The 13623-nt window shown below is 69.6% G+C and carries 17 protein-coding genes; 14 read left to right on the top strand and 3 right to left on the bottom strand.

Features of this window, described 5'->3' with window-relative positions; translation table 11 throughout:
• The first annotated feature begins 28 nt into the window (after positions 1–28).
• From WBA97_RS32290 to WBA97_RS32275, 4 genes are read left to right on the top strand one after another with little or no spacing between them, the layout of a single operon-like run.
• Positions 29–1045 (top strand): sensor histidine kinase, encoded by a 1017-nt coding sequence (locus WBA97_RS32290; RefSeq protein ID WP_424234756.1) that lies wholly within the window; start codon positions 29–31, stop codon positions 1043–1045.
• Positions 1042–1797 carry a LytR/AlgR family response regulator transcription factor gene (locus WBA97_RS32285; protein ID WP_424234755.1) on the top strand — a complete coding sequence of 252 codons (756 nt, stop codon included), beginning with the start codon at positions 1042–1044 and terminating at the stop codon, positions 1795–1797. The genes WBA97_RS32290 and WBA97_RS32285 overlap by 4 nt, the downstream gene beginning before the upstream one ends.
• A complete protein-coding gene (locus tag WBA97_RS32280) occupies positions 1797–2147 on the top strand; it encodes a hypothetical protein (protein ID WP_424234754.1) in 351 nt (116 codons plus the stop codon). Before WBA97_RS32285 ends, WBA97_RS32280 begins: the two co-directional genes overlap by 1 nt.
• A 25-nt stretch (positions 2148–2172) precedes the next feature.
• The gene (locus WBA97_RS32275; protein WP_424234753.1) at positions 2173–3861 is read left to right on the top strand and encodes a cation acetate symporter; all 1689 of its coding nucleotides are present in this window, start codon (positions 2173–2175) and stop codon (positions 3859–3861) included.
• Here WBA97_RS32275 and WBA97_RS32270 read toward each other — a convergent pair.
• Entirely contained in the window at positions 3834–4049 is a 216-nt protein-coding gene (locus WBA97_RS32270) for a hypothetical protein (protein WP_424234752.1), read from the bottom strand. The two genes, WBA97_RS32275 and WBA97_RS32270, sit on opposite strands and share 28 nt — an antisense overlap.
• A gap of 77 nt (positions 4050–4126) precedes the next feature.
• On the opposite strand from WBA97_RS32270, the gene WBA97_RS32265 reads away from it, so the two are divergent.
• The 4 genes from WBA97_RS32265 to WBA97_RS32250 all read left to right on the top strand — a co-directional run bounded on the left by WBA97_RS32265 (position 4127) and on the right by WBA97_RS32250 (position 7217).
• Positions 4127–4951, top strand: a complete 825-nt coding sequence (locus WBA97_RS32265; protein WP_424234751.1) for a helix-turn-helix domain-containing protein — start codon at positions 4127–4129, stop codon at positions 4949–4951.
• A gap of 11 nt (positions 4952–4962) precedes the next feature.
• The gene (locus WBA97_RS32260) at positions 4963–5139 is read left to right on the top strand and encodes a DUF397 domain-containing protein (protein WP_424234750.1); all 177 of its coding nucleotides are present in this window, start codon (positions 4963–4965) and stop codon (positions 5137–5139) included.
• Positions 5140–5277: 138 nt separating this feature from the next.
• Positions 5278–5613, top strand: a complete 336-nt coding sequence (locus WBA97_RS32255; RefSeq protein WP_424234749.1) for a DUF485 domain-containing protein — start codon at positions 5278–5280, stop codon at positions 5611–5613.
• Entirely contained in the window at positions 5610–7217 is a 1608-nt protein-coding gene (locus tag WBA97_RS32250; RefSeq protein WP_424234748.1) for a solute symporter family protein, read from the top strand. The genes WBA97_RS32255 and WBA97_RS32250 overlap by 4 nt, the downstream gene beginning before the upstream one ends.
• Before the next feature lie 49 nt (positions 7218–7266).
• Here WBA97_RS32250 and WBA97_RS32245 read toward each other — a convergent pair whose 3' ends face one another.
• Positions 7267–7656: an SgcJ/EcaC family oxidoreductase gene (locus tag WBA97_RS32245; protein WP_424234747.1), complete on the bottom strand. Its 390-nt coding sequence runs from the start codon at positions 7654–7656 to the stop codon at positions 7267–7269.
• A 102-nt stretch (positions 7657–7758) separates the two neighbouring features.
• Here WBA97_RS32245 and WBA97_RS32240 point away from each other — a divergent pair, with 102 nt between their 5' ends.
• From WBA97_RS32240 to WBA97_RS32225, 4 genes are read left to right on the top strand one after another with little or no spacing between them, the layout of a single operon-like run.
• Complete coding sequence (locus WBA97_RS32240; protein WP_424234746.1) at positions 7759–8280, top strand: SigE family RNA polymerase sigma factor; 522 nt, start codon at positions 7759–7761, stop codon at positions 8278–8280.
• Positions 8267–9133 (top strand): hypothetical protein, encoded by an 867-nt coding sequence (locus WBA97_RS32235; protein ID WP_424234745.1) that lies wholly within the window; start codon positions 8267–8269, stop codon positions 9131–9133. Before WBA97_RS32240 ends, WBA97_RS32235 begins: the two co-directional genes overlap by 14 nt.
• Positions 9134–9180: 47 nt before the next feature.
• Positions 9181–9519, top strand: coding sequence for a rhodanese-like domain-containing protein (locus WBA97_RS32230; RefSeq protein WP_424234744.1), 339 nt, complete (start codon positions 9181–9183; stop codon positions 9517–9519).
• Between the two features lies 1 nt (position 9520).
• Positions 9521–10417: a DUF4328 domain-containing protein gene (locus WBA97_RS32225; RefSeq protein WP_424234743.1), complete on the top strand. Its 897-nt coding sequence runs from the start codon at positions 9521–9523 to the stop codon at positions 10415–10417.
• A gap of 3 nt (positions 10418–10420) precedes the next feature.
• Here the strand turns inward: WBA97_RS32225 and WBA97_RS32220 are convergent, their stop codons facing one another.
• On the bottom strand, positions 10421–11605 hold the full coding sequence (locus tag WBA97_RS32220; RefSeq protein WP_424234742.1) for a cytochrome P450: 1185 nt from the start codon (positions 11603–11605) through the stop codon (positions 10421–10423).
• A gap of 32 nt (positions 11606–11637) precedes the next feature.
• On the opposite strand from WBA97_RS32220, the gene WBA97_RS32215 reads away from it, so the two are divergent.
• Positions 11638–12432, top strand: coding sequence for a glycerophosphodiester phosphodiesterase (locus tag WBA97_RS32215; RefSeq protein WP_424234741.1), 795 nt, complete (start codon positions 11638–11640; stop codon positions 12430–12432).
• An 11-nt stretch (positions 12433–12443) separates the two neighbouring features.
• Positions 12444–13385 (top strand): DUF5926 family protein, encoded by a 942-nt coding sequence (locus tag WBA97_RS32210; protein WP_424234740.1) that lies wholly within the window; start codon positions 12444–12446, stop codon positions 13383–13385.
• Positions 13386–13623 lie beyond the last annotated feature (238 nt).

Here is a 13623-nt window from a genome sequence, read left to right as displayed (position 1 = left end):
GCTCGGTCGTGGACGATGGGAGCCCCGGATGGCGGTGTCAGTGCTCGGCATGGCACGCAACATCGCGGACGGGCTGAAGGACGGGCTGGCCGGCGCCGGTGTGCGTTCGGCGGCCCGCGGTCTGCGCAGGCTGCTGGACGCCGACTTCGTCGCGCTGGCCGACCTGTCCGGCCACGCCGTGTGGGCCCCGGACGAGCCACCGTTCTATGAGGACGCGAACGCGCTGGTCGAACGCGTGTTGCACAGTGAGAACCGCGAGGGCCGGTCACCGCTGGTGGCGGTGCCGTTGCATGTGGACCACGAGCTGGCCGGTGTGCTGGTGGTGGCGGGCGCGTCCCGGCGGGCGGCGGTGCGTGAGGCGTCGACGTGGGTCGTGGAGTCCGTCGAACGCGGCAGGCTGGCGGCGTCGGCGGAACAGGCGGCGCAGGCCGAATTGCGTGCGCTGCGGGCGGAGATCTCGCCGCACTTCGTCTACAACGCACTGACGGTCATCGCCGCGCTGGTCAGTTCCGAGCCGGACCGGTCGCGTGAGCTGATGCTCGACTTCGCCGACTACATCCGCTACAGCCTGGCGAAACACGGCGAGTACACGACGGTCGCCGACGAGTTCCACGCGATCGAGACCTACCTGGCGCTGCAGCGTGCGGTGCTGGGGGACCGGCTGCAGGTCCAGGTGCGGGTGGCGCCGGAGGTACTTGCCGTGGCGCTGCCGTACCTGGTGCTCCAGCCTCTGGTGGAGAACGCCGTCCGCCACGGCATCGAGCCGCGCGCGGGGACCGGCCACGTGCAGGTCCGCGGCGAGGCGGAGGGGAACGACTGCGTGATCAGCGTCGAGGACGACGGGCTCGGCATGGACCCGGCGCTGGCGGAGTCGATCCTGGCGGGCCGGGGCGGCGTCGACAGTGTCGGTCTGGCCAATGTGGACAGACGACTCCGTAGCGTCTATGGCCCGTGGTACGGGCTCGTGGTGGAGACCGCGGTCGGTGAGGGAACACGTGTGGTGGTCCGGATCCCCAGGTTCCAACCGGGAGTGATGCCAGGATGACGGGATTGTCCGTGCTGGCGGTCGACGATGTCCCGCCCGCACTCGCGGACCTGTGCCGCCTGCTGGCCGGCTCGCCGGAAGTTTCGGCGGTCGCGAGTGCCGGCGACGCGCTGTCCGCACTGCGCATGATCCAGAACGGCCGCTACGACGCGGTGTTCCTTGACATCTCGATGCCCGGCCTCGACGGTCTGGAACTGGCGTCGTTGCTGGCGCGGCTGAACGAGCCGCCGGTGATCGTGTTCGTGACCGCGTACGAACAGCACGCGGTGGCGGCGTTCGGCATCGGCGCGGTGGACTACCTGCTGAAACCGGTCCGCGCGGAACGTCTCGCCGACGCGCTGGCCAGGGTCAACCGGATGTTCCCTGCCATCCGCCCCGCGCAGGAGACCCCGGACACGATGGCCGCGCTGCCGGTGGAGTCCGACGGCCGCACGAGGTACGTCCGCCGCACGGAGGTGCACTACGTGGAGGCGCATGGCGACTACGTCCGCCTGCACGCGGCGTCCGGGGTGCATGTGGTGCGGATGCCGATCTCGCGGCTTGAGGAGTACTGGACGCCGGCGGGTTTCGTCCGTGTCCACCGGAGTTTCCTGGTGGCACTGGACGCGGTCCGCGAACTCCGCAGCGACTCGGTCGGCGGCCTGCTGGCGCACACCGACCTCGGCGATGTCCCGGTGTCCCGCCGCCACGCGAGGGACCTGCGGGAGAAGCTCCTTTCCGCGGCGAAGGCCGGCCAACTGGACCGCCGGTAATGCCGGGCCACAAGCGCGTCGCGGTGATGAGCCCGCAGACCCGGCTGGCCCTTTCCCGCCGCAGGGCGCGCGGCCGCTGGCGAGTCCCCAAACTGGACGGCCCCGGTGCCGACCGCGCGGTCGAACTGCACCGCCGCCAGCTCCGGCTGGCCGTGGCCCCGCTGGCCGTCCTGTTCGCGGGCATCCTGGGCCTGCCGATGCTGTTCGCCCTGTTCCCGGCGCTGGACGAGGTCCGCCTGCTGGGCATCCCGGTCTCGTGGCTGGCGCTGGCCGTGCTCCCGTACCCGGCGCTGGCCCTGCTGGCGGGCTGGCAGCTACGCAGAGCCGAGAGAGCCGAGGACACCGAATGACCAGGTCCGGCCACGCGAGGCCCGCGTGATCCTCGCGTTCGCGGTCGCCCCGGTCGTGCTCATCACGCTCCTCATCGGACTGCGTGGGGTCGCCGCCATGCGCACCACGTCCGACTTCCTCGTCGCCTCCCGCCGCGTGTCCCCGCTGCTCAACTCCGCGGCGGTCTCCGGCGAGTACCTCTCCGCCGCGAGCTTCCTCGGGGTGGCGGGGCTCGTGGTCAAGGACGGCATCGGCGCGCTCTGGTACCCGGTCGGGTTCACCGCCGGTTACATCGCGATGCTCGTCCTCGTCGCCGCCCCCATGCGCCGCTCAGGGGCGCTCACCGTGCCCGACTTCGCCGAGGCCCGTCTCGCCTCACCGGCGCTGCGCCGCGTCACCGCCGCCGTCATCCTCGTCATCGGCGGCCTCTACCTCGTCCCGCAGTTCCGCACCGCGGGGCTGGTCCTGTCCGCCGTCAGCAACTCGCCCTACTGGGTCGGCGTCGTCATCTCGGGCGCTGGCGTCGCGATCACCCTCGCGCTCGGCGGGATGCGTGCCGCGACCTACGTGCAGGCCTTCCAGTTCGTGCTCAAACTGGTCCTGTTCATCGTGCCCGCGATCTGGCTCCTCATCCAGGTCAGCCCGCAGACCAGGGACGACGCCCTCAACCCGGTCGAGTTCACCCGCTTCACCGAGGACACGACCGTCAAGTTCCGCATCGGCACCACCCTCGAGCGCGACGGCGAACGCTGGGAGATCCCCCAGGGCGCCACCGTCGAGTTCAAGGAGGGCACACCGGTGCCGGAGGTGGTCGGCGAGGCGCGGCCAGGCGGCGTTGGCTGGGCCCGCCCGCTACTCGACATCGCCGACGCGGATCATCCGCTGCTCAGCACCTGGGCACTGACCGTCGCGCTGGCGCTCGGCACCATGGGTCTCCCGCACGTGATCATGCGTTTCCACACCAGCCCCGACGGCCGCGCCGCTCGCCGCACCGCCGCGTTCACCGTGGGCCTGCTCGGCATCTTCTACCTGTTCCCCGGCATCTACGGCGTCCTCGGCCGGGTCCTCGTCCCGCAGCTCTACCTTTCCGGCGACACGGACACCGCGGTCGTCGCGCTTCCGGCGCAGGTCGACACGGGCTGGGCAGGCAGCCTCTTCACCGCCCTGCTCACCGGCGGCGCGTTCGCCGCGTTCCTCGCGACCTCGCTCGGTCTGCTGCTGGTCGTCTCCGGCGCGATCGCCTACGACCTGCTGCCAGGCGGTCTCCGCCGCCTCCGCGTCACCGTGGTGCTGGCCGCCGCGGTCGTGGTTCTCCTTGCGCTGCAGGCGATCCGCATCGACGCGGGCGTGCTCGTGACGTGGGCGTTCACGGTCGCCGCGTCCACGTTCTGCCCGCTGCTGGTGCTGGGCATCTGGTGGTCGCGGCTCACGGTCGCGGGTGCGATGTCCGGGGTTCTCGTCGGGCTGTTCACCTCGTCGAGCGCGTTCGCGGGCACGTTGCTCGGCCTGCCGGTGACCGGCTGGCTCGCGATCCTCGTGGCACAGCCCGCACCATGGACGGTCCCGCTAGCCTTTCTGACGATGATCATCGTGTCCCTGCGCGGCAGGCCACCGTCGTGGGCACGGACGGCCATGCTTCGCCTGCACCTCAACGAGGACCGGGAACAGACCCCGGCGGACCGGCTGCGCGCGCTCCGCGAGGGCGCTCAGCCGTCCCAGACGAGCCGGAGCTGAAATGTGCTGCCGTACCGCCGTAGCGCGGATTCCGCGTTCGGGTGCAGACCGAAGACGGCCTGGTTGGTGCTGAGGTTTCTGCAATAGGTTACGGCTTCCTGATCGTTCGGTGTCGTGATCTCCAGTCCCCACGCGAACACGTTGTCGTCGTCGTCGGCGCTGACCAGTGTGAACAGTCGTCCTTCCATGGCAATTCATTGTGCGGATGAACTCGCCAGGGCTGGGTTTCCCAGGGTTGGGTCCACCAACTGAGATCATGATTCACGTGGGCAAGCGAGCACCGTTTCTGCGGCGCAGGCTGGGGCGCCGGTTGCGGGAGATCCGCGAGGGGGCCAACTTCACGCTGGCCGAGGCCGCGAAGCGCTTGGACAAGACCCGAAGTGCCTTACAGCGCATCGAAACGGGTGCCACCCGCGCGGACGTGCATTTCATCCGCTCTGCCATGGACGTCTACGACCGCTACGACGAAACCCTCATCGGCGAAGCCCGCGAGGCGATGAAGCCACCGTGGTTCCGCTCCTACGGCATCGAGGACATGGGTTACGTCGACGTGGAAACCCACGCGGCTTCGGTGAAGGAGTTCTCCGGTCTGAAACTGCCGGGTCTGCTGCACACCGAGGCATATATCCGCGCACTGTTCGCCCACAGCCGCAGACGTCGTTCACCCGAACAGCTACGCAACGACATCGAAGTTCGAATGATCCGCCAGGAGCGGCTCACTAGTGAGCGCGATCCGCTGGAGCTGGACGTGATCATCGACGAGTCGGCGCTCCGCCGTGACGTCGGAGACGAAGCGGTGATGCAGGAGCAGTTGCGGCACCTCGTCGAGATGGCCGAATTGTCGTGCGTCAGCCTTCAGGTGCTGCCTCTCAAGATTCACAGCGCACTCGACGGTGGCTTCACCTTGTTGTCATTTCACGACCGTGACGAACCCGATCTGCTCTTCGTCGAGTACGGCACCGGAGCGCTGCATATTGAAGAAGACCCCGAGGTCCGCGCCTGTAGACTGAACTTCGATCGGCTGGGCGTCGAGGCGCTGAGCCCTGACGACTCGGTCGCGCTGATCAAGCGAATCGGCCAAGGACGATAGAGGCGGTCAAAGTGTCCACTTGGCGGAAGAGCAGCCGCAGCACGCAGAACGGCAGCAACGGCAACTGTGTCGAGGTGTCGTTCCCTGGACTCTCTGTAGCTGTCCGTGACTCTAAGTCGCCCAAGCGAGGGACCCTGGTCGTGTCCACCGCCGGTTGGGCAAGCTTTTTGCACGTCACCAAAATGTGATCTGCGCCACTCGTCGCGCAATCGCACCGTTCGTCGACCGTTAGTCGTGCGACGAAGCGGTTGATCCACGATCGATACACGCCACGGCAACGCCTTCCTAGGGTCTTACCACCCGGTTTGAATCCCCATGGAGGCACCGTGAGCACTACCGACCAGGGTCCGCCAAACCCTGACTGGGAAGCCATCCAGCAGAGCGCGGAATTCACCCAGTTGCGCCGCCGCCTGCGCAACTTCGTGTTCCCGATGACCGTCGCGTTCCTCGCCTGGTACCTGCTGTACGTGCTGCTGTCGGACTACGCGCACGACTTCATGAGCACCAAGGTCTTCGGCAACGTCAACATCGGGCTGATCTTCGGTCTGCTCCAGTTCGTCTCCACCTTCCTGATCACGAGCCTGTACGTGCGGCACGCGAACCGGAAGCTCGACCCGGTCGCCGACAAGATCCGCAACGACTTCGAGGGTGGTGCGGAATGAACCTGGCAGCGGGCGTCGAGGGCAGCAACACAGCCCTGAACATCGGCATCTTCGGCCTCTTCGTGGTCGTCACGCTGGTGATCGTGTTCCGTGCGAGCCGGTCGTCGAAGACGGCGGTCGACTTCTACGCGGCCGGTCACTCGTTCAGCGGCGCGCAGAACGGCGTCGCGATCTCCGGTGACTACCTCTCCGCCGCGTCGTTCCTCGGCATCGCGGGCTCGATCGCGGTGTTCGGGTACGACGGCTTCCTGTACTCGATCGGGTTCCTCGTGGCGTGGCTCATCGCGCTGCTGCTGGTCGCGGAGCTGCTTCGCAACACCGGCAAGTACACGATGGGTGACGTGCTGGCGTTCCGGATGCGGCAGCGCCCGGTCCGCGCGGCGGCCGCCACGTCGACGCTGGTCGTCTCGTTCTTCTACCTGCTGGCGCAGATGGCGGGTGCGGGCGGCCTCATCGCGCTGCTGCTCAACATCGAGAACAAGGCAGGCCAGGCGCTGGTCATCGCGATCGTCGGCGTCGTGATGATTCTGTACGTGATCATCGGCGGCATGCGTGGCACCACGTGGGTGCAGATCATCAAGGCGACGCTGCTGATCGCGGGCGCGTTCGTGATGACCCTGTGGGTGCTCGGCAAGTACGGCTTCAACCTGTCCGAGCTGCTCGGCGGCGCGGTGGAGAAGGTCGGCGAGGGCGGCGAGGCGCTGCTGAACCCGGGCGCCCAGTACGGCGCGACCGGCCTGTCCCGGCTCGACTTCGTGTCGCTGGCGCTCGCGCTGGTGCTCGGCACGGCGGGCCTGCCGCACATCCTGATGCGCTTCTACACCGTGCCGACCGCCAAGGAAGCGCGGAAGTCCGTGGTCTGGGCGATCTGGCTGATCGGCATCTTCTACCTGTTCACCCTGGTGCTGGGCTACGGCGCGGGCGCGTTGGTCGGCCCGGAGGCAATCCTTGCCGCGCCTGGAAAGTCCAACTCGGCGGCCCCGCTGCTGGCGTACGCGCTGGGCGGCACGGTGCTGCTGGGCATCATCGCGGCGGTCGCCTTCGCGACGATCCTCGCGGTGGTCGCGGGCCTGACGATCACGGCGTCGGCGTCGTTCGCACACGACATCTACGCCAACGTGATCAAGAAGGGCGCTGCGGACGACAAGGTGGCCGAGGTCCGCGTCGCACGCATCACCGCACTGGTGATCGGCGCGGTCGCGATCGCGGGCGGCATCGTGGCGAACGGCCAGAACATCGCGTTCCTGGTGGCACTGGCGTTCGCGGTGGCGGCGTCGGCGAACCTGCCGACGATCCTGTACTCGCTGTTCTGGAAGGGCTTCAACACCCGGGGCGCGCTGTGGAGCATCTACGGCGGTCTCGTGGTCTGCCTGGTCCTGATCGTGTTCTCGCCCGCGGTGTCGGGCAAGGAGACCTCGATGTTCCCGACTGTGGACTTCCACTGGTTCCCGCTGGCCAACCCCGGCCTGGTGTCGATCCCGGTGGCGTTCCTGCTGGGCTGGATCGGCTCGAAGACCTCGAAGGAGAGCGACGAGCAGAAGTACGCGGAGATGGAGGTCCGCAGCCTCACCGGTGCGGGCGCCGAGAAGGCCGTGGCCCACTAGTTCCACGTGACCCGAACGGCCCCGGCGATTCCGCCGGGGCCGTTCGGCTTCACTTGGGCACCAACGTGTTCTGCCGCGCGGTGATCAGCCAGCGGCCGTCCTCCTTGACCAGCACGTACAGCGCGCACATGGCGTGGTCCAGGTCGATCGGCTCGCCGTCGGCGGTCACCGCGTACGCCTCCTTGTAGGCCAGCGCAACGTCCGGCCGCACGAAGCGCACGTCCCTGACCACGTACCTGGCGTACTGGTCCCGAAACGGCCCCGCGAGCAACGCCTCGCTCGCCGCCATCACCTCGTCGATGCCCACGAGCCGCACGCCCGTGGCACCCACGAGCGCCGCGTCCGGCGCGACGTGCTTGTTCATCAGGGTGGCGTCGCCCGCGTTGAACCCGCGTTCGACGTCCGCCACGATCTGCCTGATCTCGTCGATGTCGCTCACCTTCACAAGGCTCGTACCTCGACCAAGCACGAGGTCAACCTTCGCGTGCAACCCTCGCTCATGGATCCGCGTAGAAGGGGCAGGACATGAGGAGGTCGGACGGTGCGAGGGCGAGACCAGGAGTTCGCCGAGTTCTTCTCGGCGCGCTTCGAGGGGGCTCGGCGGATCGCGTACGCGATGTGCGGATCTTGGGCGGACGCGGAGGAGATCGCACAATCCGCGTTCGTGAAGCTGTACGCGCGTTGGTCGAAGATCCGCATAGAGACCGTCGACGCGTACTTGCGCACGGTCGTGACCAGAGTCTTCCTCGATACGAGAAGACGGGGCCGAGCCCGTGAGCAGGTCGTGGCCGAACCGCCGGACACTATCGCGCCCGCCGACGCGGGGCCGGGGGAGCGACTCGCGCTGCGGGCCGCGCTCCTCGCCGTGCCGCCGGGTCAGCGTGCGGTGCTGGTCCTGAGGTTCGTCGCGGACCTGTCGGTGGATCAGGTGGCCGAGACGCTCGGCTGCTCCACCGGCACCGTCAAGAGCCAGACGGCACGTGGTCTGTCCGCTCTGCGTGCGGCCTACCACCAGGGCGAAGTCAGCCTAGAGACGCGAGGAGCGCGAAATGTTCGACGATGACAACGCGGCGCGCCATGCGCTCGGGACGCTGAACGACGAGCCGGCCCCGCCGGTCGCGACGACGGTCGACCAGGTGCTGCGCCGCGGCAGGCGGCGCGTGTTCGTGCAGCGCGCGAGTGCGGTCGCCGGCGTGGTGACGGTGGTCGCCGCGATCGGGCTCACGGCGGTGCTGTTACGGCCGGGCGGGGACGGTGGCAGCGGCGTGCGGGTGGCCGGCTCCACCACACCGACGCCTGCCCCGGCAGGGCCGCTGCCGGGCTGGGAGACCATGGAGATCGACGAGACGACCTGCAAGCAGGGCCCGTCGGCCAACCTGCCGGCCGCACCGACGCAAAAGCTGCTGCCCGCGTCGGTCGTGGAGCCCGCGTTCTCCGGCGTGGCCCAGGACGTCCTCGGCTCGCCAACGATCGCCATCTACTCGGACTGGCCGGAGTACTCGCCGAAGGCGGAGGGGCCCCGCGGCTACTCCCAGCTCGAGGTCCCGATGGACAACGGCAACGGTGAGCTCCAGCTCGAGGCGTACGTGTACGGCGGCACCCCGGTCGAGATGGCCGACGCGTCGCTGTACGCCTACGGCGACTGCAAGGCCCCCGCCAGGCGCGTCCTCGACGACGGCACCGTGCTGCAGCTCTTCCAGCTCGAGAACCGCAACCCGGAGCAGCCGAGCCAGCACCTGCAGATCTACCGGCCGGACGGGCGCGAGTACATCATCACGGCCGCCGGGTGGAGCGAGGAGGACATGGCGCCGGTCGCGGGCGGTGGATACACGTACGAAGGTGGCCGCGGGAAGTTACCGGCCACGGGGAAACAGCTGGCGGAGATCGCGACCAGGATGGTGGCGATCCTGGGTTGACCAGCTCACACGCGTTCTACGGGAGGACGTGGCAGCATCGTGGTGTGATGCCACAGCAGGTGCCGACCGTGATCGTTCCGGATCTTCCGGAGTCGCTGCCGGAGGGAGTGACGCTGGTCGACGTGCGGGAGCACGACGAGTGGGCCGCCGGTCACGCCCCGGAAGCGGTGCACATCCCCATGGGGGAGATCGCGGGCAGGCTGGACGATCTCCCGGCGGACAACGAGGTGTACGTGGTGTGCCGCAGCGGTGGCCGTTCCGCCCGCGTGACGGCGTACCTGAACGCGAACGGCTGGGACGCGAAGAACGTCGACGGAGGCATGCAGTCGTGGCAGGCCGCGGGCCGCCCGCTGCACGCGGACAACGACGCACCGACGGTCATCTGAGGTGACGCAGCCCCGTCAGCGCTGGGTCGCGACGGCGCCTCCTGGCGCCGGTCGCCGCTCACGCCCGCGCAGGCGCCTGCCGTACGCGGGCCCGCCCGGGTACAGCGCGCCACCTCGGTGGGGCTTCCCGGCACTGGCGTGGCGCTGGCCGACGACCATCCCCGGCACCAACCCGGACCAGCCGGTGACCGTCGACCGCGTACGCGTGGTGGCAGGCCACGCCTCGTCGATGATGTGGGCGCTGGCGTGCCTGGCGGTGATCACCGCGGGCGGCGAGGTCTGGCGCTACGTGCTGCTGCTCCGAAGCCGGACGGGTGCGCTGTCGTCGCGCCTGGTGGGCATGTCGGACGCGGTGGTGACGATCGCGGGCGTCCTGACCATGGCGTTCACGGTGCTGGCGGCGATCGTCGCACTGTGGTGGCTGTACCTGGCCCGCCACGCGGCCGCCGAGCTGGCCGACCAGGAGGTGAGCCGCCCCGACTGGCAGGTGCTGGTGTACCTGCTGGTCCCCGGCGTGAACCTGGCCATGGCAGGCGTGGTGCTGACCGAACTGGAACACCAGATCCTCCGCCGCCCGGCCGCCGAACGCCCCCGACCGACGAAGCACGTCGCCATCTGGTGGGCAGTGTGGGCGGCGGCGGGAATCCTGTTCGCGGTGACGGTGGCCTGGCGCTTCCGCGACAGCGTCCAGTCCCACGCGGACGGCATCATCCTGAGCGGGCTGACCGACCTGTCGGCGGCGGCGGTTGCGGTACTGACGGCTCTGACGATCCGCCGCCTGTCCACGCTCCTGGCCCCGATAGACCCCACGACCGTCCGCTACCTGCGCGTCCTCCGCGTGGAAGGCGCCCCGGAGCCACCCCTACGCGCCACGCGCCGCGTCCCATCCCGCCGCTGACAGCTAGATCGTGACCGGCAGTGAGTGCAGTCCCCGGATCACGAACTCCGGGCGGCGGTCCGGTTCCGCCGCCAGGCGCAGCCCCGGCAGTTCGGTCACCAGCGCCTCCAGAGCCGCCGCGATCTCCACCCGGGCAAGCGGCGCACCAACGCAGTAGTGGATGCCCGCCCCGAACCCCAGGTGCGCGTTCGGCGACCGCCCGACATCCAGCCGGTCCGGCGACTCGAACACCTCGGGATCCCGGGCGGCCGCCCCCAGCAGTGCCGCGATCCTGTCGCCCGGCTCCAGGGCGTACCCCGCGACCGTGGTCGGCGCGGTCGCCGTCCGCTCGAACAACTGCAGCGGCGCGTCGAACCGGATCAGCTCCTCCACGGCGGTGGGCAGCAGCGACGGCGACGCGATGAGGCGCTCCCATTCCGACCGGTGTGTCAGCAGCGCCAGCATCCCGTTGCCGATGACGTTCACCGTCGCCTCGTGACCCGCCATCAGCAGCAGGACGGCAGTGCCCACCAGCTCGTCGTCGGTCAGCCGGTCCGTGCCGTCGCGGACCGCCACCAGGTCGCTGATCAGGTCCGGGCCCGGTGCCGACACCCGCGTGGCCGCGAGCGCGCGCAGGTAGTCGACGAACTCGCTCGCCGCGTCCTCGGCGGCGCCCGCCTGTGCCGGGGGCAGCCCGTACTCGTACATCTTCACGATGGCGTTCGACCATGGTTGCAGCCGTGGCCGGTCCGCCTCGGGAACCCCGAGCAGCTCGGCGATCACCTCCACCGGCAGCGGCGCCGCGACGTGCGCCAGCAGGTCGGCGGCGCCGTCCGCCTCGATCGCCGACGACAGCGACGCCACCAGCGACGACGACAGCGACCGCACCCACGGCCGCAGCCGTTCCGTGTGACCGCGCGCGAACGCCGCCGAGATCAGGCGCCGCAACCGGGTGTGGCGCGGGGGTTCGTTCTCCAGCAGCGAGTTCTGGTGCAGCAGGTTGAACGCCGCGAAGTCGGACGCTGGCTCCCTGTCCCTCCACAAGCGACCCGAGGACCGGTTGCGCAGCACCTCCGAGCACGCCTCGTGCGACACCGCGACCGCGACGCCGAGCTCCTCGTGCCAGTGCACCGGGCCGTCGGCCCGCAGCGCCGCGAACACCGGGTACGGGTCGGCGAGGAAGGCCGGGTCGCGCGGACCGAACACCATGCCTCCACGGTAGCTGTGCGATGATCCCCGCCGTGCAGCCCGCTGTTGTCGCGCATCGGGGTGCGTCCGCACACCGAGCCGAGCACACCGTCGCCGCCTATGCGCTCGCCATCGAGCAGGGCGCGGACGGCCTCGAATGCGATGTGCGCCTCTCCCGCGACGGTCACCTCGTCTGCGTCCACGACCGCCGTATCGACCGCACGTCCACGGGACGTGGCGTCGTCTCCACGCTCACGCTCGACCGTCTGTCCGGACTGGACTACGGCAGCTGGCATCCCGGCATGCCGGAGCACGCCGACGATCTCGTGCTGCGCACACCGGACGAGTCCGAGCGCGGTGTGCTCACGCTCGAGTCCCTTCTGGAGCTGGCGAAGGCGCACCCCGACGTCAAGCTCTTCGTCGAGACCAAGCATCCCGTCCGGTACGGCGGGCTGGTCGAGGCCAAGCTCATCGCGATGTTGCGCCGCTACGGCCTCGCCCGCCCGAAGTCCAAAGAGGACTCGCAGGTCGTGATGATGTCGTTCTCGTCGCGGGCGGTGCGGCGCGTGCGCGGGCACACCCCAACGCTCCCCACCGTGCTGCTGCTCGAGCAACTGTCCGTCGCCCGGTGGGACGGCACGCTCCCGATGTTCGCCGACTACGTCGGCCCTGGTGTGCACCTCCTGCGGACCGACCCGGACTACGTGGAGCGGGCCCGGTCGTTCGGGTACGAGGCCTACGTCTGGACCGTCGACGAACCGGCCGACGTGGATCTGTGCGCGAAGCTCGGGGTCCGCTACCTCGCGACGAACTCCCCGGCCACCACCCGGCGTCTGCTCAACCGGTAGCGTCTCGCACCATGGCCAAGCGTTCCGCCGTGAAGAGCAAGAAGACCACCGACGGCATCAACCCGAGGCAGGCCTGCCCGTGCGGGTCCGGCAAGCGGTACAAGGCATGTCACGGTCTGACCGGTGGTCCGATCGAGGTGCCGGTCGGCCGCCCGTTCGAGGGGCTCGCGGGTGAGTGCGAGCTGATCGCGCTGCGTGAGTTCGTGCCGTCGGCGACCTCGCCGCTCGCGCTGTCGGTGAGCACCGACCGCACGGTGACGCTCGCGACGGTCCTGCCGATGGCCGCGGCCGCGCTGGTCCGCGCCGACGGCAGCGCGTACGTCGGGCTGCAGGTGCAGACCCGCTCCAGCGACATCAGCCGCGACGTGGCGCGCGCGCTGCGCTGGGCGGTCGAGGCCGAGGCGGGTGACGTGCTCCCGGTCGTCGGCCCGGAGACCGAGGACGGCGAGCGCGAGCGCCTGCAGGACATGCTGGACGTGAAGGCCGAGCTGGACCCGACGCTGCACAGCGACTTCTCGTGGTGGCTCCCGGAGGGGGAGGAGCCGACGGGCGAGGTCGCGCTGTCGCTGGAGCGCGCGAACCAGGCCATCATGCCGACCGAGCGCATCGGCCCGGCCGCGTACTGGGTCGACGCGGGCGACCGCGCGCACCTGCGCTGGGTGCGGCCGGAGCCGGAGGAGCAGCTACTGTTCGCGCTGGCCAGGCTGCACGCGCGCGGTGAGCTGGGACTGGGTGAGGGGTCGCGCTACGCGGGTTCGTTCCGCGCGCACGGCCTGCTGGTGCCGGTGTGGGACCTCGACACCGAGCAGCACGCCCGCGAGTGGACCAAGCCCGCCGAGGAGCTGGGTGCCCGGCTGGACGAGGCACTGGCGTCGCTGGAGAAGACCCCGCTGACGGGCGACGAGCGCCGCGCCCGCGACGGTCTCATCGGCCGCCAGGTCACCATCCGCTGACCGCCGCCGTACCAGTAGTCCACAGCGGCACCGGTTATCCACAGCCAGCACAGAATTCCCGCAACTGTCGGTGAACGCCGATAGACTGGCCTCGGGGTGGCCCCCCGGGTTCGGGCAGGGTTCCGTCAAAGTCGATCACCTGCGTGGAGCAGGCACGATCCTCTGGTTGATCATGTGATTGTCGAAGTCGCATGATCTTGTGAGAGGGCCGTGCCTGCTGTGTCATCATCCCTGATCC

The organism is Actinophytocola sp. (assembly GCF_049647105.1).
Taxonomy (GTDB): Bacteria; Actinomycetota; Actinomycetes; order Mycobacteriales; family Pseudonocardiaceae; genus Actinophytocola.
Note: the sequence above shows the minus strand (reverse complement) of the source record. Positions and strands in the feature narration are given on the sequence as shown.